This is a genomic window from Anoxybacillus flavithermus, assembly GCF_002742685.1.
Lineage (GTDB): Bacteria > Bacillota > Bacilli > Bacillales > Anoxybacillaceae > Anoxybacillus > Anoxybacillus flavithermus_E.
This window is the reverse complement of sequence record NZ_PEDM01000012.1, coordinates 1-15,821: the sequence shown is the minus strand read 5'-3', so window position 1 is coordinate 15,821 and position 15,821 is coordinate 1. Positions and strand designations below refer to the sequence as shown.

Annotated in this window: 14 protein-coding genes; 7 read left to right on the top strand and 7 right to left on the bottom strand. The window is 39.3% G+C overall.

Going from position 1 to position 15,821, the window contains the following annotated elements; genetic code table 11:
* From mnmG to rpmH, 6 genes are all read right to left on the bottom strand, one after another.
* The gene (gene mnmG, locus CS060_RS07215; protein ID WP_099668821.1) at nucleotides 1-1,890 is read right to left on the bottom strand and encodes a tRNA uridine-5-carboxymethylaminomethyl(34) synthesis enzyme MnmG; all 1,890 of its coding nucleotides are present in this window, start codon (nucleotides 1,888-1,890) and stop codon (nucleotides 1-3) included.
* Between the two features lie 11 nt (nucleotides 1,891-1,901).
* Entirely contained in the window at nucleotides 1,902-3,287 is a 1,386-nt protein-coding gene (gene mnmE / locus CS060_RS07210) for a tRNA uridine-5-carboxymethylaminomethyl(34) synthesis GTPase MnmE (RefSeq protein ID WP_035050735.1), read from the bottom strand.
* A 169-nt stretch (nucleotides 3,288-3,456) separates the two neighbouring features.
* Nucleotides 3,457-4,074, bottom strand: coding sequence for an RNA-binding cell elongation regulator Jag/EloR (jag, locus tag CS060_RS07205; protein ID WP_035050734.1), 618 nt, complete (start codon nucleotides 4,072-4,074; stop codon nucleotides 3,457-3,459).
* Nucleotides 4,071-4,838, bottom strand: coding sequence for a YidC family membrane integrase SpoIIIJ (gene spoIIIJ, locus CS060_RS07200; protein ID WP_099668820.1), 768 nt, complete (start codon nucleotides 4,836-4,838; stop codon nucleotides 4,071-4,073). The genes jag and spoIIIJ overlap by 4 nt, the downstream gene beginning before the upstream one ends.
* 63 nt (nucleotides 4,839-4,901) lie before the next feature.
* Nucleotides 4,902-5,240, bottom strand: a complete 339-nt coding sequence (rnpA, locus tag CS060_RS07195) for a ribonuclease P protein component (protein WP_035048195.1) — start codon at nucleotides 5,238-5,240, stop codon at nucleotides 4,902-4,904.
* A gap of 63 nt (nucleotides 5,241-5,303) precedes the next feature.
* Nucleotides 5,304-5,438, bottom strand: coding sequence for a 50S ribosomal protein L34 (gene rpmH / locus CS060_RS07190; protein WP_003397591.1), 135 nt, complete (start codon nucleotides 5,436-5,438; stop codon nucleotides 5,304-5,306).
* A gap of 471 nt (nucleotides 5,439-5,909) precedes the next feature.
* Between rpmH and dnaA the strand changes: the two genes are divergently transcribed.
* The 7 genes from dnaA (at nucleotide 5,910) to CS060_RS07155 (ending at nucleotide 15,626) form a co-directional block, all read left to right on the top strand.
* The gene (gene dnaA / locus CS060_RS07185) at nucleotides 5,910-7,253 is read left to right on the top strand and encodes a chromosomal replication initiator protein DnaA (RefSeq protein WP_099668819.1); all 1,344 of its coding nucleotides are present in this window, start codon (nucleotides 5,910-5,912) and stop codon (nucleotides 7,251-7,253) included.
* 157 nt (nucleotides 7,254-7,410) lie between these two features.
* Nucleotides 7,411-8,547 carry a DNA polymerase III subunit beta gene (dnaN, locus tag CS060_RS07180; RefSeq protein ID WP_035048193.1) on the top strand — a complete coding sequence of 379 codons (1,137 nt, stop codon included), beginning with the start codon at nucleotides 7,411-7,413 and terminating at the stop codon, nucleotides 8,545-8,547.
* 98 nt (nucleotides 8,548-8,645) lie between these two features.
* Complete coding sequence (gene yaaA / locus CS060_RS07175; protein WP_035048191.1) at nucleotides 8,646-8,858, top strand: S4 domain-containing protein YaaA; 213 nt, start codon at nucleotides 8,646-8,648, stop codon at nucleotides 8,856-8,858.
* A gap of 15 nt (nucleotides 8,859-8,873) precedes the next feature.
* Nucleotides 8,874-9,989, top strand: a complete 1,116-nt coding sequence (gene recF, locus CS060_RS07170; protein WP_099668818.1) for a DNA replication/repair protein RecF — start codon at nucleotides 8,874-8,876, stop codon at nucleotides 9,987-9,989.
* 60 nt (nucleotides 9,990-10,049) lie between these two features.
* Nucleotides 10,050-11,966 (top strand): DNA topoisomerase (ATP-hydrolyzing) subunit B, encoded by a 1,917-nt coding sequence (gene gyrB, locus CS060_RS07165; protein ID WP_099668831.1) that lies wholly within the window; start codon nucleotides 10,050-10,052, stop codon nucleotides 11,964-11,966.
* Between the two features lie 72 nt (nucleotides 11,967-12,038).
* Nucleotides 12,039-14,492, top strand: a complete 2,454-nt coding sequence (gyrA, locus tag CS060_RS07160) for a DNA gyrase subunit A (protein WP_099668817.1) — start codon at nucleotides 12,039-12,041, stop codon at nucleotides 14,490-14,492.
* 48 nt (nucleotides 14,493-14,540) lie between these two features.
* A complete protein-coding gene (locus CS060_RS07155) occupies nucleotides 14,541-15,626 on the top strand; it encodes an HD-GYP domain-containing protein (protein ID WP_035048189.1) in 1,086 nt (361 codons plus the stop codon).
* Here CS060_RS07155 and CS060_RS14205 read toward each other — a convergent pair.
* Nucleotides 15,616-15,821: hypothetical protein (locus CS060_RS14205; RefSeq protein WP_218963482.1), on the bottom strand; the 206-nt coding region annotated here is incomplete at its 5' end. The genes CS060_RS07155 and CS060_RS14205 overlap by 11 nt on opposite strands.

The following is a 15,821-nucleotide window of genomic DNA, read 5'->3' as shown; positions in this document are numbered from 1 at the left end:
TTATTCATTTGACACACGTGCGATTTTTCCCTGCTCTAAATACACTAATAAAATCGAAATGTCTGCCGGATTGACTCCCGAAATGCGTGACGCTTGTGCAATGGAAAGCGGACGAACTTGTTTTAGTTTTTGACGCGCCTCTGTCGCCAATCCTGTAATCGCATCGTAATCAATGTCTTCTGGAATTTTTTTGTTTTCCATTTTCTTTAATTTTTCAACTTGTTGTAGCGATTTTTCAATGTATCCTTCGTATTTAATTTGAATTTCTACTTGTTCTGCTACTTCAGGATCAATCGGTTGTTCCGATGGTGCAATCATTTGAATGTGCTCATACGTCATTTCCGGACGCTTTAACAAGTCAGCAGCTCGAATACCGTCTTTTAATTCACTTCCTCCAACATTTCGAATAAGTTGTTGTACTTGTGGGGTTGGCTTAATGATGTAAGATTTTAAGCGTTTCTTTTCCACTTCGATCGCTTCTTTCTTTGCGACAAACTTCTCATATCGCTCTTGTGAAATTAAACCGATTTTGTAGCCAATTTCCGTTAAACGTAAATCGGCATTGTCGTGACGTAATAAAAGACGATATTCTGCACGCGATGTTAACAAGCGATATGGCTCGTTCGTCCCTTTTGTCACAAGGTCGTCAATTAAAACGCCAATATATGCTTCGGAACGACTTAAAATTAACTCCTCTTTTCCAAGCGCTTTACATGCCGCATTGATGCCAGCAATGAGCCCTTGACCAGCTGCCTCTTCATACCCAGATGTTCCGTTAATTTGTCCTGCTGTGTATAATCGTTGAACGACTTTTGTTTCTAACGTTGGCCATAGTTGCGTTGGAACGATGGCATCATACTCGATCGCATAACCAGCACGCATGAGCTGTGCCCTTTCTAATCCAGGTATTGTCGCTAGCATTTGACGTTGAATATGCTCCGGCAAACTTGTCGATAAACCTTGTACATACACTTCTTGCGTATGTCTTCCTTCTGGTTCAAGGAAAATTTGATGACGTGGTTTATCATGGAAGCGAACGATTTTATCTTCAATTGATGGGCAATAACGCGGGCCTGTCCCTTTAATCATTCCTGAATACATCGGTGACAAATGTAAATTTTCATCGATGATTCGGTGCGTTTCCTCTGTCGTATAAGTGAGCCAACAAGGAAGTTGATCGGTAATATATTCCTTCGTTTCATATGAGAACGCTCGTGGCACGTCATCCCCCGGCTGAATCTCTGTTTTGCTGTAATCAATCGTATGACTATTCACGCGCGGTGGTGTTCCTGTTTTAAAACGAACAAGTTCAAACCCGAGCTCCTCTAGATGCTCTGAAAGCTTAATCGATGGCTGTTGATTGTTTGGACCGCTTGAATATTTTATGTCCCCGATGATGATTTCACCACGTAAAAACGTTCCTGTCGTAATAACAACAGCTTTTGCATAATAATGAGCACCCGTATGCGTAATGACACCTTTACATACGCCGTCTTCTACGATCAATTTTTCTACTTTCCCTTGTAGTAATGTTAAATTCTCTTGGTTTTCTAACGTTTTTTTCATCTCTTGTTGATATAAAAATTTATCTGCTTGTGCACGCAACGCTCGCACTGCAGGTCCTTTTCCTGTATTCAACATACGCATTTGAATATGCGTTTTGTCTATATTTTTCCCCATTTCCCCGCCTAACGCGTCAATTTCCCGAACGACGATCCCTTTCGCAGGTCCACCGATAGATGGATTACATGGCATAAAAGCAATCATATCGAGATTGAGCGTAATCACTAGCGTACTTGCACCCATGCGCGCAGCAGCAAGCGCCGCTTCACATCCAGCATGACCGGCTCCGACGACGATGACATCATAAGATCCTGCCTCGTAATGCATAAATACCCTCCTTATTTCCCTAAACAAAATTGTGCAAACAGCTGATCAATTAAACTTTCGTGTACCGTATCTCCAACGATTTCACCTAACAATTCCCACGCTCTCGTTAAATCAATTTGCACGATATCAATTGGCATACTTGCTTCAATGCCGTCAATCGCTTCTTCAATCGCTTTTTTCGCTTGCGTCAATAACGCAATATGGCGCGAGTTTGATACATATGTTAAATCGCGCGCCTCTACATCGCCACTGAAAAACAATGAAGCAATCGCCTCTTCGAGTTGGTCGATTCCTCTTTCTTCTAAAAGCGATGTCGTAATAATTGGTGAGCCCTGTGCCAATTGCTTCACTCGGTCCATATCGATTCGCTTCGGTAAGTCCGTTTTATTAACAATAACAATGACGTCCATTCCTTTAACAACCTCAAACAGTTGCTCATCTTCTGGCGTTAACGGCTCATTGTAGTTAAGTACGAGTAAAATTAAGTCTGCCTCTTTTAACACTTTCCGTGATCGTTCGACCCCAATACGTTCGACAATGTCTTCTGTTTCACGAATGCCTGCCGTATCTAATAGACGGAGCGGCACACCTCGAACGTTGACGTACTCCTCAATGACATCTCTCGTTGTACCTGGGATGTCAGTGACAATGGCTCGATTTTCATGAGCTAGGCTGTTTAATAGCGATGATTTTCCAACGTTTGGACGGCCGACAATGACTGTCGCTAATCCGTCTCGTAACACTTTTCCTTGTTGTGCGGTTTGTAATAATCGTTCGATTTCATTTTTCACTTCCGTTGCCTTCTCCAGCAACAGCCGATGCGTCATTTCTTCGACATCGTCATATTCTGGATAGTCAATATTTACTTCGACATGTGCCAACGTTTCTAAAATCGTTTGGCGTAAGCGACGAATCAGTTTCGATAAACGACCTTCCATTTGATTCAACGCAACAGCCATGGCACGATCCGTTTTGGCGCGAATGAGATCCATCACTGCTTCCGCCTGAGATAAATCGATACGTCCATTTAAAAAAGCTCTTTTAGTAAATTCTCCAGGTTGTGCTAGACGGGCTCCATATGCTAACACAAGCTGAAGAACACGGTTAACAGAAACGAGACCTCCATGGCAATTAATTTCAACAACATCTTCACGTGTAAACGTTTTTGGAGCTCTCATTACTGTTACCATCACTTCTTCAACTGTTTCTTTTGTCTCCGGATGCACAATATGCCCATAATGGATCGTGTGAGATGGGACGTCTTTTAGCTTCTTTCCCCCAACACCGACAAACAGTTGGTCAACAATTTTTATCGCTTCATCCCCGCTTAAACGGACAATAGCAATCGCCCCTTCACCCATCGGGGTCGAGATCGCTGCAATTGTATCAAACTCCACGCTATTCACCTTCTTTCCTAAACGAAATTATCCACATCTATATCATAACTGTTTTATTCACAATGCTAATCAAATAAATTTTAACTTATCCACATGTGAATAACAACATACACACTTCATTTGAATTTACAAAAAAAATTCTCTAGGAATGACTCCCCCTAGAGAATGTTTACCTTTTTAGTGAAATGACGACATGGCGATGCGGTTCGGTTCCGGCTGAAAACGTTTGTATTCTGTCATCGTCGCTTAACGCTGTATGAATGACTTTCCGCTCCCATGCACTCATCGGTTCTAACGAAATATCTTTTCCCGTTTGTATCGCTTTTTTTGCCATATTTTTAGCCAAGCGAATAAGTGTTTCTTCTCTTCGTTTTCGATATCCTTCCGCATCAATAACAACACGAAATGGACGATCCGTATAACGATTTAACACTCCTTGAGCCAATAATTGTAACGCATTCAACGTTTGACCATGCTTTCCAATTACCCGCGCAACATCTGGACCTGAAAAGAAAACAACTAAACGCTCTCCTTCCACTTGACAAGCAAGCTCGACGCGGACATTCATTTGTTCGATAACTTGTTTTAAAAACGATTGAACGCAATGAAATGGATCACTTACCGTCACTTCAACGATTGCTTCTTGTCCACCGAACAAGCCAAGAAACGGCTTTTTTTCTTGTTGCACAACAACAATATCGACTGCTTCTCTCAACACATGTAATCGCGCTAACGCTTTCTCCACTGCCTCTTCTACCGTTTGTCCCCTCATCGTGATTCGTTTCACTTTCCTGTTCCCCCAGCTTGTTTTGTTGCTTTTAAGTCTGGTCCTTTAATGAAATATGTCTGTGCAATCATAAACAAGTTTCCAACTACCCAATAAAGCGAAAGTGCAGCTGGGAAATTGATCGCAAAGACGACAACCATAATTGGCATTAACCAAAGCATCATAGCCATTTGCGGATTTTGTTGCTCAGTGCCAGCCATCATCATCTTTTGCTGAATGAATGTTGTAACCCCTGCCACAAGCGGCAAGATATAGAATGGGTCTTTTTCCCCTAAGTCAAACCATAAAAAGTTATGGCGTGCAATTTCTTCTGTGCGCATAATAGCATGGTAAAATCCAATTAAAATCGGCATTTGAATGAATAACGGCAAACACCCTGCTAACGGATTCACACCGTGCTTTTGGAAAAGCAACATCGTTTCTTGTTGCAGTTTTTGTTGCGTTTGGGCATCTTTTGAACTATATTTTTCACGAAGTTTTTGTAATTCTGGTTGTATCGCTTGCATCGCTTTAGAATTTCTCGTTTGTTGAATCATTAGCGGCAAAATAGCTAAACGAATCAAAATTGTTACGACGATAATACCTAAACCGTAATTGGAACCAAATAGCTCAGACATGTATGTAATTAACCAAGATAGTGGGTAAACGATATACTCGTTCCAAAATCCTTTGCTTTCCGCGGTAATAGGTTGGTTAATTTCTGAACATCCTGCTAGTACAATAGCAAGAAGTAAAAACAGCCATGCAACCTGCCTTTTTTTCACTCGTTTTTCCCCCTTACTTTATACGTTCCATGAAATATTTTAGCATATCGGTCGATCAAACATTTAATGAAAAACGTTTGCTCGTCTTAAAACGTGCAATAAACTTTTTTTCGCCTCTTCATACTCCATCGTCGCTATCGGCACTCGTGCAATAATAACATAGTCTTTGCCTATCTCAATTCGATCGCGCTCTTCGTGAAACACTTGACGAATATATCGCTTCACACGATTGCGAACGACCGCTTTCCCTATTTTTTTGCTAACGGATAACCCGATCCGAAAATAAGATTGCTCTGGCTTATCGAGAACATACAAAACAAACTGCCGATTCGCCACCGATGTTCCTCGCTTGAATACTTCTTGAAATTCCTCATTTTTTTTTATGCGATATTTTTTTTTCATGTGCCCTCATCACACCTCGATCGTAACTCCCGTTAGAAAAAAGACCACTGATCGTTCAGTGGCCTATGCAGATAATACTTTTCTTCCTTTACGACGGCGACGAGCAAGAACTTTTCTTCCGTTTTTTGTGCTCATACGCGCACGGAAACCGTGTACTTTGCTACGCTTCCGTTTGTTTGGTTGATACGTTCTTTTCATATATGACACCTCCCTGAGGAATAACTGTTAAAAGACAGTCTTTCTAATTATAGTGAGAAATTTAGAGAAATGTCAACTACTCCGGGAGTATCTTTTTTTGAATATATTGTGATTATGAATGTGGATAATTTTTTTGTCGCTTTTTCTGTATCCACAACATTTATCGACAATTTTTTCACATCTTATAACCTTGTGGATAATTTTTTTTCACAACTTTTTCGTTTTGTGGATAATATTTTAAAACCATTGCAACATAAGTATTTATCTGCTATTATATTGTTGTTTTTACTCTGGATAATTATATGAGTTTTTTGTATTATCCACAAAATGTGGATAACGTGTGGACAGTTCCGTCCACATCCTGTGTAAATATTTGTCCACAATCGGTGAAAACTGTCGAAAAAATTTTTTTATAGACAAACAAAGTTATACAAAAGTTAAACACCCGCGCGGAGAAGGAGGGAGAGCGGCGTGGAAAATATTTCGGACTTATGGAATAAAGCATTAGCCGAAATTGAGAAAAAAATAAGTAAACCGAGTTTTGAAACGTGGTTAAAATCAACAACTGCGCATTCATTAAAAGGCGACATACTTATTATTACCGTTCCAAATGAATTTACAAAAGACTGGCTCGAATCACGTTACACCCGACTAATCGAACAGACACTTTATGACATTACCGGGGAAGAGTTAAAAATTAAATGTACAATCCCTAATCATCAAACATCGGAGGAATTCGATCTAAAGCCAACGAGCAAACCGCGAAAACACGATGACGAACAAGCAGAATTTCCACAAAGCATGCTGAATCCAAAATATACGTTTGACACTTTTGTCATTGGATCTGGAAATCGCTTTGCTCATGCCGCATCTTTAGCGGTTGCAGAAGCACCGGCCAAAGCATACAACCCCCTTTTCATTTACGGTGGTGTAGGCCTAGGCAAGACGCACCTCATGCACGCAATCGGTCATTACGTTCTCGAACACAACCCATCAGCGAAAGTCGTCTATTTATCTTCAGAAAAATTTACAAATGAATTTATTAATGCCATTCGCGATAACCGTCCAGATGATTTTCGTAACAAATATCGCAATGTGGACGTGCTGTTAATAGATGATATTCAATTTTTAGCTGGAAAAGAACAAACACAAGAAGAGTTTTTCCATACGTTCAATACACTACACGAGGAAAGTAAGCAAATTGTCATATCGAGTGACCGACCTCCAAAAGAAATCCCGACGTTAGAAGATCGCCTCCGTTCTCGTTTTGAATGGGGCTTAATTACAGACATCACTCCTCCTGACTTAGAAACGAGAATTGCTATTTTGCGCAAAAAGGCAAAAGCCGAAGGGTTCGACATACCGAACGAAGTGATGTTGTATATTGCTAATCAAATCGACTCGAATATTCGAGAATTAGAAGGAGCACTCATTCGCGTCGTTGCTTACTCTTCCTTAATTAACAAAGAAATTAACGCAGATTTGGCGGCAGAGGCACTAAAAGATATTATTCCGAGCTCCAAACCAAAAGTCATTACGATTCAAGACATTCAACGTGTTGTCGGAGAGCATTTTAATGTGAAACTTGAAGATTTTAAGGCAAAGAAACGAACGAAATCCGTTGCTTTTCCGCGCCAAATTGCTATGTATCTTTCGCGGGAGTTAACCGACTGTTCGCTCCCTAAAATTGGTGAAGAGTTTGGAGGACGTGACCATACGACCGTCATCCATGCTCACGAAAAAATTTCAGCTCTCATTCAAACTGACGTTCAATTACAGAAACAATTGAAAGAAATTATGGAGAAACTGAAATAATGTGAATAACTGTCTCATGTTTGTGCACAGACTGTCCACATGTGGATAGTCTGTGCTTCCTTTGTTTTATTCACTTATCCACATAATCACAGCGCCTAGTACTATGATTAATAGTTTTTTAAAAAAATATAATAAATAAATTAGGGAGGTTTTCTTTGTGAAAGTTATTATTGATCGCGATCATTTAGTGAGAAGTGTACAAGATGTGATGAAAGCTGTATCATCTCGAACAACCATTCCGATTTTAACTGGAATTAAAATCGTTGCTTCTGAGCAAGGTGTTACACTAACAGGAAGCGATTCAGATATTTCGATTGAATCGTTTATTCCCGCAGAAGAAAGTGACCGCATTATTGTTGATGTCATTAAACAAGGAAGTGTAGTTCTACAAGCACGCTTTTTTAGCGAAATTGTTCGTAAGTTGCCGAAAGAAACAGTAGAAATCGAAGTAAAGGATCAATTTGTCACAACGATTCGTTCTGGGAAAACTGAATTTCATTTAAACGGATTGGATCCTGAAGAATATCCGCGTTTACCACAAATTCAAGAGGAAAATATGTTTCAAATACCAGCGGATTTGTTAAAACATGTGATTCGTCAAACCGTATTCGCAGTATCCACCTCAGAAACACGTCCGATCTTGACAGGTGTAAACTGGCGAATTGAAAAGAATGAACTTACGTGTATTGCAACAGATAGTCATCGACTAGCTATGAGAAAGGCAAAAGTAGAAACAGAAGCAGAAGCATACTACAATATCGTCATTCCAGGAAAAAGCTTAAATGAACTAAATAAAATTCTCGAAGAGTCGAATGAGCCCGTTCATATCGTTGTAACAGAAAATCAAGTATTATTTAAAACAAAACATTTGTTGTTTTTCTCACGTTTATTAGATGGAAACTATCCAGATACATCTCGACTTATTCCAACCGACAGCCAAACAGACATGATCATAAAAACGAAAGAGTTTTTGCAAGCGATTGACCGTGCTTCATTACTAGCACGCGAAGGAAGAAATAACGTTGTTCGTTTATCAACACTGTCTGACAAAGTTGTTGAAATTTCTTCAAACTCACCTGAGATCGGGAAAGTGGTAGAAGAAGTGCAGTGTGAGCAAGTAGACGGGGAAGAATTAAAAATTTCTTTCAGTGCAAAATATATGATGGATGCATTAAAAGCGCTAGAAGGAACAGAAATTAAAATTAGTTTTACTGGTGCAATGCGCCCATTTTTAATTCGACCACTTCATGACGATTCTATGCTTCAATTAATTTTACCTGTGCGCACATACTAAAAGCTGCTAGATCACCTAGCAGCTTTCCTTTTCTTCATTCTGCTTTTTTAGTACAATGAAAGAATGGACACTTTTTATGGAAAGTGAGCGGATGAAAGATGAAAGAAATAAAAATATCAACAGAAACCATCACGCTTGGACAATTTTTAAAACTAGCGAACGTTATTTCCACAGGTGGAATGGCAAAATGGTTTTTACAAACAAACGATGTATTTGTTAACGGTGAGCGAGAACAACGTCGTGGCCGCAAGCTAAGGGCAGGAGACGTTGTCGACATTCAAACAATTGGTACATTTACGATTTGTTCGTAAAGGTGGGAGGCACCTTTGTTTTTAGAACAGTTAACTTTAAAAAATTACCGCAATTATGAACAAGGTTGTTGGCAATTTCAAAACAAAGTAAATGTCATTTTAGGGGAAAATGCTCAAGGTAAGACGAATATCATGGAATCCATTTATGTCTTATCGATGGCGAAATCTCATCGAACGACGAATGATAAAGATTTAATTCGTTGGGACGAAGATTATGCTAAAATAGAGGGGAAAGTAAGAAAGAAAAACGGCCCAATTTTTTTACAGTTAACCGTGTCGAAAAAAGGGAAAAAAGCAAAACTAAATTATATCGAACAGGCAAAATTAAGTAGTTATGTCGGGCATATGAATGTTGTCATGTTTGCCCCAGAAGATTTAAACCTTGTAAAAGGGAGCCCACAAATTCGAAGACGTTTTATCGATATGGAAATCGGTCAAGTATCTCTTGTTTATATGCACGATCTTGGTCAATATCAAAAAGTGTTGCAACAAAGAAATCAATATTTGAAACTACTTCAGTCAAAAAAACAGACGGACGAAACGTTCCTTGATGTGCTTACAGAACAACTTGTGGAACTCGCAGTGAAAATCACGCTCAAAAGATATGAATTTATCGAATTATTACAAACATGGGCGAAACCAATTCATGCTGAAATTAGTCGCGGCAATGAACAACTAGGTATTCACTATTGTCCTTCGGTTGATGTATTAGACAAACAACAATGGTCGAGAATGGTAGAAGTGTATAACGACAAGTTTACACAAATAAAAACAAAAGAAATCGAACGAGGTACAACGCTCATCGGTCCACATCGAGATGATTTATCGTTTACGATTAACGGAAAAGATGTGCAGACATTCGGTTCCCAAGGTCAACAACGGACGACAGCTCTTTCATTGAAACTAGCTGAAATTGATTTAATTTTTTCGGAAATCGGCGAGTATCCTATCCTTTTACTCGATGATGTTCTATCAGAACTAGATGATTTTCGCCAAACACATTTGTTAAATGCTATACAAGGCAAAGTACAAACATTTGTAACAACAACAAGTATAGATGGGATTGAACATCGCGTCGTTCGTGATGCAGATGTGTATGAAGTTGTCTCAGGACAAATGATGAGACGATAGTTGTTCATAAACCTCGAACGTATTGTTCGAAAAGAAAAGCGTAGGTGATCAATAGTGGCGATGGAACAAAGAGACCAAATTGTTTATGATGAAAGTCAAATCCAAGTTCTCGAAGGGTTAGAAGCGGTGCGGAAAAGACCGGGAATGTATATCGGATCAACCGGACCGAAAGGATTGCACCATCTTGTTTGGGAAATTGTTGATAACAGCATTGATGAAGCTTTAGCTGGATTTTGTAAGGAAATTAACGTCATTGTTGAACAAGATAACAGCATTACAGTAATTGATAACGGTCGCGGGATTCCTGTTGGTATTCATGAAAAGATGGGAAGACCAGCTGTTGAAGTAATTATGACTGTGTTGCACGCTGGTGGAAAATTTGGCGGCGGCGGATATAAAGTGTCTGGGGGATTGCACGGAGTCGGTGCATCCGTTGTTAATGCGTTGTCGGAAGAGCTAGAAGTATACGTACACCGTGATGGAAAAATTCACTATCAAAAATATAAGCGTGGTGTACCTTGTGCAGATTTGCAGGTTGTAGGTGAGACAGATCGGACAGGGACAACCATTCATTTTAAACCAGATCCAGAAATTTTCACAGAAACGACGGAGTATGATTATGATACACTTGCGCATCGCTTGCGAGAACTTGCTTTTTTAAACAAAGGCATCCGTATTACGCTAGAAGATCGACGTGGTGAAAAGCGACGTAACGAATACTACTATGAAGGTGGAATTTCCTCATATGTTAAACATTTAAATCGGACGAAGGAAACGCTTCATGAGGAACCAATTTACATTGAAGGGGAAAAAGAAGGAATACAAGTCGAAATTGCCCTGCAATATAACGATGGCTATACAAGTAATATATACTCATTCGCTAATAACATTCATACGCATGAAGGTGGCACGCATGAGTTAGGGTTTAAAACAGCTCTGACCCGAATTATTAATGATTATGGTCGAAAAAACAATATGTTTAAAGAACAAGATGCCAATTTAACCGGTGAAGATGTACGGGAAGGATTAACGGCCATCATCTCAGTCAAACACCCGGCACCGCAGTTTGAGGGACAGACGAAAACGAAACTTGGCAATAGTGATGCTCGTACGGCGACTGAGTCTATTTTTGCTGAACAATTTGAGAAGTTTTTACTCGAAAACCCAGCGGTTGCAAAAAAAATTGTTGAAAAAGGAATTCTAGCCTCGAGGGCACGTTTAGCAGCGAAGCGAGCGCGGGAATTAACGAGAAGAAAAAATGCCCTTGAAGTATCGAGTTTGCCTGGGAAATTAGCTGATTGTTCATCGAAAGATCCAGCGATATGCGAACTATATGTTGTTGAGGGGGATTCAGCGGGCGGTTCTGCAAAACAAGGACGCGATCGCCATTTCCAAGCGATTTTACCGTTGCGTGGGAAAATTATTAACGTTGAAAAATCAAGATTAGATAAAATTTTATCGAACAATGAAGTGCGTGCAATTATTACAGCTCTTGGTACGGGAATCGGAGAAGATTTTGATATTACAAAAGCTCGTTATCATAAGATCATTATTATGACCGACGCGGATGTTGATGGCGCTCACATTCGCACATTGTTATTAACATTTTTCTATCGCTATATGCGAGAAGTAATCGAACAAGGTTATGTTTATATCGCTCAGCCACCTTTATATAAAATTCAGCAAGGAAAACGAATTGAATACGCATATAGTGATCGACAACTTGAAGAAATATTAGCACGGTTACCTGAACAGCCAAAACCAATCATTCAACGTTACAAAGGTCTTGGAGAGATGAATCCAGAGCAGCTTTGGGAGACAACGATGAACCCTGAGACGCGAACGTTGTTAAAAGTGAGTTTGCAAGATGCCATGGAAGCGGACGAAACGTTCGAAATTTTAATGGGGGACAAAGTTGAACCGCGCAGGCAGTTTATCGAAGAAAACGCGAAGTATGTAAAAAATCTGGATATTTAAACATGTCGGAGAGTGTTTATTCACCCTCCCCTTGTTTTATTATTTTGTTAAGTAAGGGAGGTTCGTTGGTATATGTCTGAAAGAGTAAAGGAAGTGAGTATTAGTCAAGAAATGCGTGCATCGTTTCTCGACTATGCGATGAGCGTCATTGTATCTCGTGCGCTCCCTGATGTGCGTGACGGACTAAAGCCAGTACATCGTCGTATTTTATATGCGATGCACGATTTAGGAATGACGGCGGACAAGCCTTACAAAAAGTCGGCACGTATTGTCGGTGAAGTCATCGGCAAGTACCATCCGCATGGTGATGCAGCGGTATACGATACAATGGTGCGGATGGCACAAGACTTTAACTATCGATATATGCTTGTAGATGGGCATGGAAACTTTGGATCAATTGATGGTGATGCCGCAGCAGCCATGCGTTATACAGAAGCTAGAATGTCTAAAATTTCCATGGAACTGTTGCGAGATATTAACAAAGACACGATCGATTACCAAGATAACTATGACGGTTCAGAACGTGAGCCTATTGTTTTGCCAGCTCGCTTTCCTAATTTGCTTGTGAACGGATCTTCAGGGATTGCGGTTGGGATGGCAACAAACATTCCACCGCATCAACTTGGAGAAGTCATTGATGCTTTACTGGAACTGATGAAAGATCCCGACATGACGGTTGCTGAATTGATGGAATATTTGCCAGGCCCTGATTTTCCGACAGGTGCGCAAATTATTGGAAGAGGCGGCATACGAAAAGCATATGAAACAGGACGAGGTTCGATTACACTACGTGCGAAAGCGGAAATTGAGCAAAAAGAGAACGGAAAAGAAATGATTATCGTCCGTGAATTACCTTATCAAGTGAATAAAGCAAAGTTAATTGAAAAAATTGCTGAACTTGTACGTGAAAAGAAAATCGATGGCATTACAGATTTACGTGACGAATCTGACCGGAGTGGTATGCGTATTGTCGTTGAAGTAAGAAGAGATGTAAGCGCACATGTAGTGCTCAACAATTTGTACAAACAAACAGCTTTACAAACGAGCTTTGGGATTAATATGCTCGCACTTGTTGATGGACAACCGAAAGTACTGAATTTAAAACAATGCTTACAACATTACTTAGATCATCAAAAAATTGTTATTCGTCGTCGCACTCAATTTGAGCTAAACAAAGCAGAAGCTCGAGCCCATATTTTAGAAGGTTTACGCATTGCCCTCGATCACTTAGATGAAGTGATTGAGCTCATCCGTCACTCTTCGACCGTAGACATAGCGAAAGAAGGATTAATGACAAAGTTTCAGCTAAGTGAAAAGCAAGCGCAAGCGATTTTAGATATGCGTCTACAACGTTTAACTGGATTAGAACGGGAAAAAATTGAACAAGAATATGCAGATTTAGTGAAGCTCATCGCGCATTTAAAAGCTATTTTAGCTGATGAGCAAAAAGTTTTACAAATCATTCGTGACGAATTGCTTGAAATTAAGGAGAAGTTCAATGACTACCGTCGTACAGAAATTGTAAATGGCGGTTTAGAAACAATTGATGATGAAGATTTAATTACTCGTGAAAATATCGTTGTTACATTAACACATAGAGGATATATCAAACGTCTTCCTGTTTCAACGTATCGGAGTCAACGACGTGGGGGACGTGGCATTCAAGGTATGAATACAAATGAAGATGATTTTGTCGAGCATTTAGTTATTACATCGACACATGATATGGTTTTGTTTTTCACAAACAAAGGAAAAGTCTATAAAGCAAAAGGATACGAAATTCCAGAGTTCAGTCGAACAGCCAAAGGAATTCCGATCGTTAACTTATTAAACATTGAAAAAGATGAAGTAATTAATACGGTTATTGCAATTGATCAATTTCGTGAAGATGCATTTTTATTTTTCACAACAAAACAAGGAATTGCAAAACGATCACCGCTATCATCATTTGCTAACATTCGTAACCACGGTCTAATTGCTATTCATTTGCATGAAGGGGATGAATTAATATCTGTAAAACTGACAGACGGTCATAAACATATCATTGTAGGAACGAAAAATGGGATGTTAATTCGTTTTCCTGAGACAGATGTTCGCTCAATGGGACGCACAGCTGCAGGTGTAAAAGCAATTACGTTATGTCCGGGTGACGAAGTAGTCGGCATGGAAAGTCTGAATGGTGACGAGGAAATTTTAATTGTGACGAGAAATGGTTATGGAAAACGAACACCAGCCTCAGAATATCGCATCCAAAGCCGTGGAGGAAAAGGAATTAAAACATGTAACATTACTGAAAAAAATGGTGATGTTGTAGCAGTAAAAACGGTTACAGGTGAAGAAGATGTGATGTTGATGACTGCAAGTGGTGTAATGATTCGTATGGCGGTTAGCGATATTTCTGTCATGGGAAGAAACACCCAAGGTGTCAAGCTCATTCGTCTTGATGAAGAAAACGAGCAAGAGTATGTTGCAACAGTAGCAAAAGTGCCAAAAGAAGAAGAAAAAGAACAACTGCAAGAAGAATAGAGGGGGAGTTTTTCCCCTCTATTCTTTAAAAAAAGGGGGGAGAAAGACATGTTGTTAGTAAAAACCGCTCAATTGCAAGAAGGATGCATTTTAGCCGAAGATATTATTGGAAAATCGAATCGTGTCATTGTTCCGAAAAATACAGTATTAAATACAAAATTGTTAACCGTGTTGAAAAAGTTTCTTGTTGACCAAGTACGTGTGCAGTCAGTTCTTGTTGATGGTAGCACATTTCGACCGATTGAAGTTATTCAAGAAGATATACCAAAACCAAAAACAACGGAAAACAAAGATATATTGACCTTATATCTAGAAGTTGTTCAACAATATAAACAAATGTTTCAAGGATGGCAGGCCGGTTTACCTGTCGATATTGGAAAAGTACGTAAAATGTTTATGCCTTTGTTTGAAAAAGTATTAGAATCAGAAAAGGAGTTACTCTTCTTTCATCACTACTCTACGAAATCAGAGTACTTATTTCATCATGCAGTAACAGTCGGTCTTCTTTCAGGTGTATTAGCGAAAAAATTGCAATATGAAAAAGGAGATTATTTCCAAGTGGCGATTGCTGGGTTGTTAAGCGATTGTGGCATGGCTAAAGTCGATCCGAAAATACTTTACAAAAGTGCAGCGCTTACCCCAATGGAATATAAAGATATGCGCCAACATACGATTTACGGGTATAAAATGGTTCAAAAAATTACCGCATTACAAGAAGGAGCGAAGCTTGCTGTTTTGCAACATCATGAACGAAATGACGGTAGCGGATATTTACTTAGTGTTCAAGAAGAAAAAATTCACCCTTATAGTAAAATCGTTGCTGTCGCAGATGTTTATCATGCGATGATTTCTGAGCGGCCTTATCGTAATAAACAATCACCTTTTAAAGTGTTTGAACAAATTCATAAAGATTGTTTTGGAAAATTCGATCTTTCCGTTGTTCAAGCTCTTGCTTCTCTTTTAATGCACCTTTCTTTAGGAGCAAAAGTAAAATTATCAAATGAACAAGTTGGTGAAATTATCTTTTTTGAACAAGATTCACCGTCATGGCCGATGATTAAGATAATTAATACAAACCAAATCATTTCACTAAAAAATGAAAAAGATTTGTGTATTGAAGAGATTATAAAATGACAATGGCGATTGTCCATGTCATTTTATTTTTTTTACAAAAAAGTGTTGACAATAACAACGTGCTCTTGTATGATATATCTTGTGCTTGATGTTCTTTGAAAACTGAACAAAACAGCAGCGTAAAAGCTAGAGATATGAACTTTCTATGGAGAGTTTGATCCTGGCTCAGGACGAACGCTGGCGGCGTGCCTAATA

What these genes read in the sequence shown, in the direction of transcription:
- mnmG (WP_099668821.1), bottom strand. Translation starts at nt 1,890, where the DNA reads ATGCATTACGAGGCAGGATCTTATGATGTCATCGTCGTCGGAGCCGGT.
- rnpA (WP_035048195.1), bottom strand. Translation starts at nt 5,240, where the DNA reads ATGAAAAAAAAATATCGCATAAAAAAAAATGAGGAATTTCAAGAAGTA.
- rpmH (WP_003397591.1), bottom strand. Translation starts at nt 5,438, where the DNA reads ATGAAAAGAACGTATCAACCAAACAAACGGAAGCGTAGCAAAGTACAC.
- yaaA (WP_035048191.1), top strand. Translation starts at nt 8,646, where the DNA reads ATGAAAGAAATAAAAATATCAACAGAAACCATCACGCTTGGACAATTT.
- gyrB (WP_099668831.1), top strand. Translation starts at nt 10,050, where the DNA reads ATGGAACAAAGAGACCAAATTGTTTATGATGAAAGTCAAATCCAAGTT.
- gyrA (WP_099668817.1), top strand. Translation starts at nt 12,039, where the DNA reads ATGTCTGAAAGAGTAAAGGAAGTGAGTATTAGTCAAGAAATGCGTGCA.
- CS060_RS07155 (WP_035048189.1), top strand. Translation starts at nt 14,541, where the DNA reads ATGTTGTTAGTAAAAACCGCTCAATTGCAAGAAGGATGCATTTTAGCC.